The following is a 6070-nucleotide window of genomic DNA, read 5'->3' as shown; positions in this document are numbered from 1 at the left end:
GGAACATCGCCAGCGAGTCGGACAGGTGGGCGTCGAGCGGCTCCGGGGCGGCCCCGTTGCGGTAGAGCAGCTGCTTGGCCAGCGCGAGCGCGACGGGGGAGCGGTCGACGACGAAGGAGCGGGCCAGGTCGAGGGCGGCCGGCAGCAGGTCGTCGGGCTCGTGGACCGAGCGCACCAGCCGACCGGCGAGGGCCTGCTCGGCGGTGAGGATGTCGGCGGCGTACACCCATTCCAGCGCCTGCTGGATGCCGACGATGCGGGGCAGGAACCACGAGGAGCAGGCCTCGGGCACGATGCCGAGCCGGCCGAAGACGAAGCCGATGCGGGCCCTGGTCGAGGCCAGCCGCACGTCCATGGCCAAGGTCATCGTCGCGCCGATGCCGACCGCTGCGCCGTTGATCGCGGCGATCACCGGCTTCGGGCAGGCGTGGATCGCCAGGGTGACCTTGCCGCCGGTGTCCCGGACGCCAGTCTGGAAGGGCTCCTCCGTCAGGTGCTCGCGCAGTTCTTGCGCGGTCGGCGAGAGCGACTCGTCCAGGCCGAAGACGTTGCCCTCCGCGGAGAGGTCCATGCCCGCGCAGAACGCCTTGCCCTCGCCCGTGACGACGACCGCCTTGATCGTGTCGTCGTCGGCAGCGGCCAGGAAGAACGCCTCGAGCTCGCGGGCCATGGTGACGTCGAACGCGTTCAGCGCGGCGGGTCGCGACAGGGTCAGGAGGGCGACCCCGGTCTCGTCGGTCTCGACCGAGAGCGTCTCGTAGGTCACTGCTTGGGTCGCCCGGTCGGGGTACAGACGTTGGCCGGGATGACGTCGTCGGCGATGATCGCCTCGAAGACGGCGGAAGCCCGCTCGGGGTCGGCGATGATCCGGTTGGGGTCGCTCGGTGCCGACAGGTTGGGCATCGTGCACGTGCGGCTCTCACCGCTCATCGCGAGGGCGAAGCGGCCCAGCGCCAGCGGCCCCATGCCCTCGTCGATCCGGATGGCGTTGGCCGAGGCGTTGCTCACGCGCCAGTAGCGCATGGGATTGAGGAACGTCCAGGGCGACTTGGCCGCGGAGCCAAGGGCGCCGATGACCTCGCCCTGCCGACCGACGCGGTCGAGGTCGCCGAGCGCGCTGACGTAGCGCGAGCGCGAGTAGGCGAGCGCGGTCTCGCCGTCCACCTCCTGGCAGCCCTTCTTGATCTTCAGGCGCGCCTTCGGGTCGTCCATGGCGGTCTTCGGACACACCTCGATGCCGCCGAGGGCGTCGACGGTGTTGATGACACTGCCGAACCCGAGCTCGACGTAGTGGTCGATGTGGATCCCGGTCAGCTGCTCCACAGTCGCGACCAGCAACGGGGCGTTGCCCAGGGCGAAGGCCGCGTTGATCATCTGCGTGCCGTGTCCCGGCACCTCGGTCAGCGTGTCGCGGGGGATCGACATCTTCGTGTCCGGCCCGGAGCCGGTGTGGAGCACGATGATGGTGTCGGTGTTGGTCCCGCCTCTGGGGCCGGTCCCCAGCGACTTGCGCTGCTCGTCGGTGAGGTCGTCGGCCTTGTCGGACCCGACGATGAGGTAGTTGGTCCCCGGCTGGTCGTCGGGGCGATTGCCTGCGGTGGGCTCGGCGTCGACCTTGTCGATCTTCGACCACGCCCAGATGGGTACGGCGATCATGAAGGCCAGCCAGAGCAGCAGCAACAGCTTCAGGAACCCGAACCGGAAGCGAGGGAGTCGCGGGCGGGAGCGGGCGGGACTCGGGGGCGGTGCGGCGCTCGGCGTACCCCTGCCGCTGCCGGGTGGACGCCCTGATGATCCCGACGGCTGTGGCTGGGCCGGCATCACCCGGGTCTCGGGCGGGCGATCCTGGGTCGGCACCATGCGGGTGGCGTCGTCGGAGCGCGCGGAGCCCTTGGAGCCGTAGAGCCACTCGTACTCGGGGGTGCCTTCCTCGGGACCACCCTTGCCTGGGGGACGCTGTGCCATGGCCGTGACGCTACCGTGCGGCCATGAGTGAAACGCTGGCCGCTCGCACGGTGTCCTTCTCCCGGGTGTCCCTCTCGCTCGCGGCTACGTCGGTGCACGCGAACATCCTCGGCAACGTCCACGGTGGCGAGATCATGAAGCTGGCGGACTCCACGGCCGGGGCCGTCGCCTTCCGGCACAGCGGCGGTCCGGCGGTCACGGCGGCCATGGACGAGATGAGCTTCCTGCGCCCGGTGCACGTCGACGACATCGTCAAGACCTACTCCGAGGTCAACTGGGCGGGCCGCTCGTCGATGGAGATCGGGGTGCGGGTGGAGGCCCAACCGTGGGGCAACGCCTCCGACGAGCCCGTGCACGTCGCCAGCGCCTACTTCGTGTTCGTGGCCATCGACGAGGACGGGTCCCCGCGACCGGTGCCGGGGCTGATCACCCAGACGCCAACGGAGGTACGCCGCCAGCGTGAGGCCGAGATCCGTCGGGCGCACCGGCTCGCCCGCAAGCTCGAGATCGACCAGGGCCGCGAGGCCTGAGTCCGGCGTCGACCTGGTCGACGGTACACCTCGGCGCAGGGACAGCGGTGTTCCACTGCCAGCCGGTGGCAGCGGACTACCGCTGTCTTCGGCGCGTCGTACCGCGATGTGACGGGTGGGACTGGTGATACTGGGCGAGCTGACTTCCCCCAGCAGAGAGACACCGCAATGCCCTCCACCGCAGCGCCCACCGCGCAGCCCGCCCGGTTCACGACCCTGGACCGCGCGCAGCGCGTCCGCTTCCGCCGCGCCGTCGCCCTCATGGTCATGACCGTGCTGATCCCGGGCTCCGCCCAGCTGGTGGCCGGCAACCGGTGGGTCGGTCGCATCGCGACGCGGGTCTGGCTCGGGCTGGTCGTCTCGGTGCCCCTGTTGCTGGTCCTGTCCTACTTCTCGCACGACTTCGTCTTCTGGGCCATCTCCAACACGTTGGTCCTGGGCCTGGTGCGCCTCGTGCTGATGGCCCTCGCCGTGGGGTGGGCCCTGCTGTTCATGGACGCCTGGCGGCTCGGACAGCCGCTCGGGCTGCAGCAGCGCCAGCGTCTCGCCGTGGTCGGCGTCAACGGTGTCCTGTGCTTCTCCGTAGCGGGGGCGCTTCTCTTCGGAGCGCACATGGTCGGCGTACAACGCCACTTCATGCTCACGATGTTCGGCGACGGGGAGGTCGTCGGTGCCCACGACGGTCGCTTCAACGTCCTCCTGCTCGGTGGCGACTCGGGTGCCGGCAGATGGGGACTGAGGCCCGACTCGCTCACGATCGCCAGCATCGACGCTCGTACGGGCAAGACCGTGCTGGTCGGGTTGCCGAGGAACATGTCGAACTTCCCTTTCGCCAAGGACTCGGTCATGGCCAAGCAGTTCCCCAAGGGTTGGGACTGCGACGACTGCTACCTCAATGCCGTCTCCACCTGGGCCCAGGACCACACCGAGATCTTCAAAGGCTCCAGGACGCCGGGCGTGGATGCCACCGTGATGGCCGTCGAGGGCATCACCGGGCTCGAGATCAACTACTGGTCGATGGTCAACCTCAAGGGCTTCCGCAGCCTCGTGGACGCCGTGGGCGGCGTCACCCTCACCGTGCGCGACCGCATCCCCGTGGGCCTGCCGCAGGACCCGTTCTACCGCCACATCGAGCCCGGCACCCGCAAGCTCGACGGCGAGGACACCCTGTGGTTCGCCCGCGCCCGCGACGGGTCTGACGACTATTCGCGCATGGCCCGGCAGAAGTGCGTGATGAACGCGATGCTCCAGCAGGTCAGCCCCCAGGACGCGTTGGCCAACTTCTCGGAGATCGCCGAGGCCTCCTCCGAGATGGTCTCCACCAACGTTCCCTCCAGCGAGGTCGACACCTTCCTCGACCTGGCGATCAAGGCCAAGTCCCAGCCGATCGCGACCGTCAGCCTGGTGCCGCCCAAGGTCGTCACGGCCGATCCCGACATCGATCTGGTCCACTCCATGGTGGCCGCCGCCATCGACCGCGCCGAGGGGAAGAAGCCCGCGCCCGCTCCGACGACCGAGGCAGCCGCGGCAGGCGCCGGGGACGGGATGTCACCGGCTGCCACCCCGGCCGCCGAAGCCACGACGCCGGCCCCGCCGCCCTCCATGACCGGGGGCTCCATCGGCTCCCTCAAGGAGGGCTACGCCGCCAACGAGGCCGAGGACCTCGAATCGGTCTGCTGACGCGCCAGCATCTAGGGTGACCCGCGTGACCTACGGCCCCGATCGACGCGTCGTCGCCGTCGTGGTCACCTTCAACCGGCTGCCGCTCCTCCAACGGCTGGTCGCACGACTCGGCGAGACCGAGGGCGTGCACGAGGTCCTCGTGGTGGACAACGCCTCGACCGACGGCACGGGTGACTGGCTCGCCGGGACCCCCACCACCGGGGAGATCCCGGTGCTCGCGCGCACCCTCGACCGCAACCGTGGCGGCGCCGGCGGGTTCCATGACGGCCTGGCCTGGGCCATCGACCGCGACGCCGGCCTCGTGTGGTTGATGGACGACGACGGGTTGCCCGAACGTGCGTGCCTGACGCACCTGCTGGAGCACGACTACGACTTCTGGGGGCCCCTCGTCGTCGACGAGAGCGACCCCGACCAGCTCGTCTTCCCGATGCGGCTGCCCGGCAGCGCCACAGTGGTGCGCGACCTGGCCGGCGCCCGGAAGCGTGCGACCGCCGGCGTGCTGGCCGACATCGTCATCCCCTTCAACGGGGTGCTCGTCACCAGCGAGCTCGTCGACCGGATCGGGCTTCCTCGCGAGGAGTTCTTCATCTGGGGCGACGACGTCGAATACCTGTGGCGGGCCCGTGAGGCCGGAGCCCGGGTGGCGACGGTCACCGACGCGTTGGTCCTGCACCCCAGCGTCGGTGAGCTCGGGACACCGATGATGTGGGGACGTACGACCTACAACCACAGCCCGAGCGACCTCAAGCACTACTGCATGGCTCGCAACAACCTGGTCAACCTCCGCGACTACCGCGGGCCGCTCCACGCGATGGCGTTCGTGATCAAGACGCTGTGGTTCTACACCGTCACGCGGCCGAGCCTGGTCCGTCTCCGGCTCAGCGCCCGCGCAATGCTCGACGGCCTGGCAGGGGAGTACGACGGACACGAGAGGTTCCTGACGTGAGCGGCACCCCGGAGACCGTCGCCGTCGTCATCGTCACCCACAACCGGGCCGAGCTGCTGGGCCGGATGCTCGACGGTCTCGCCGCGCAGACACACCAACCCGACGCCGTCATCGTGATCGACAACGTCAGCACCGATCACACCCGCACGGTGCTCGACGCACGCACCGACCTGCCGCTCCACGTCACCACCACCGCCAGCAACCTGGGCGGCGCGGGCGGCTTCCACATCGGGATGCGGGCGGCGTACGACGCAGGCTGGGACCGCATCTGGCTGATGGACGACGACGTCGTGCCGGCGCCCGACTGCCTCGCCGTGCTGATGGCGGTCGACGAGGACTGCCTGACGAGCGTGCGCGAGGACCTCACCGGCGCGCTCGTGGAGAAGGCAGCCGTCCACTTCGACCTGCGCAACCCGCTGGCGATCCGACCCAAGCGCGCGGCAGTGGACACGGCGTACGCCGACCGCGCCAGCATGCCCGCGCTCGTCGAGGTGCAGAACGTCGCCTTCGAGGGGTTCATGGTCCGGCGCGACGTGGTGACCAGGATCGGGTTCCCGGACCCGGAGTTCTTCATCTTCTACGACGACGCGGAATACGCCGTGCGCGCGCGACGGGCGGGTTGGCGCATCTGGGCGGTGCGTGACGCCCGGCTCGTGCGACAGCTCGACTTCAACCAGCAGCACGACCTCTCGGGCTGGAAGGGGTTCTACATGTTCCGCAACCTCTTCGTCGTCCACTTCCGCCACGGGGAGAACGTGCTCGTCCGCCTCAAGCCCTGGGTGATCGTGTTCGGGGTCGTCCTGCTCAGCCCGTTGCGCGGCGGTCGTGGTGAGGCAGGCAACGTGATCCGCGCCATGCGGTCGGCGCGGGGTATGCGCCACCTCACCGGGGCGGCCGCTCCGCCTCGCTAGACTCGGCTCGCCGTCCTCGCGGCCAACCCCACTAC

General features: G+C 69.8%; 6 protein-coding genes. 4 read left to right on the top strand and 2 right to left on the bottom strand.

Going from position 1 to position 6070, the window contains the following annotated elements:
• Together JWN68_RS17500 and JWN68_RS17495 are read right to left on the bottom strand one after the other, a co-directional pair.
• Positions 1-766, bottom strand: a 766-nt coding sequence (locus JWN68_RS17500; RefSeq protein WP_297741321.1) for a crotonase/enoyl-CoA hydratase family protein, incomplete at its 3' end; no start/stop codon positions are given.
• Positions 763-1965 carry an LCP family protein gene (locus JWN68_RS17495; protein ID WP_297741319.1) on the bottom strand — a complete coding sequence of 401 codons (1203 nt, stop codon included), beginning with the start codon at positions 1963-1965 and terminating at the stop codon, positions 763-765. The genes JWN68_RS17500 and JWN68_RS17495, both read right to left, overlap by 4 nt.
• 23 nt (positions 1966-1988) lie before the next feature.
• Here JWN68_RS17495 and JWN68_RS17490 point away from each other — a divergent pair, with 23 nt between their 5' ends.
• The 4 genes from JWN68_RS17490 (at position 1989) to JWN68_RS17475 (ending at position 6035) form a co-directional block, all read left to right on the top strand.
• The gene (locus JWN68_RS17490) at positions 1989-2495 is read left to right on the top strand and encodes an acyl-CoA thioesterase (protein ID WP_297741317.1); all 507 of its coding nucleotides are present in this window, start codon (positions 1989-1991) and stop codon (positions 2493-2495) included.
• A gap of 168 nt (positions 2496-2663) precedes the next feature.
• Positions 2664-4175, top strand: a complete 1512-nt coding sequence (locus JWN68_RS17485) for an LCP family protein (RefSeq protein WP_297741315.1) — start codon at positions 2664-2666, stop codon at positions 4173-4175.
• A 25-nt stretch (positions 4176-4200) separates the two neighbouring features.
• On the top strand, positions 4201-5124 hold the full coding sequence (locus JWN68_RS17480) for a glycosyltransferase family 2 protein (RefSeq protein ID WP_297741313.1): 924 nt from the start codon (positions 4201-4203) through the stop codon (positions 5122-5124).
• Positions 5121-6035 (top strand): glycosyltransferase family 2 protein, encoded by a 915-nt coding sequence (locus JWN68_RS17475; protein WP_297741311.1) that lies wholly within the window; start codon positions 5121-5123, stop codon positions 6033-6035. The genes JWN68_RS17480 and JWN68_RS17475 overlap by 4 nt, the downstream gene beginning before the upstream one ends.
• The last annotated feature ends 35 nt before the right edge of the window (positions 6036-6070 follow it).

Origin of the sequence: Nocardioides sp. (assembly GCF_025964975.1) — a bacterium.
Taxonomy (GTDB): domain Bacteria; phylum Actinomycetota; class Actinomycetes; order Propionibacteriales; family Nocardioidaceae; genus Nocardioides.
Note: the sequence above shows the minus strand (reverse complement) of the source record. Positions and strands in the feature narration are given on the sequence as shown.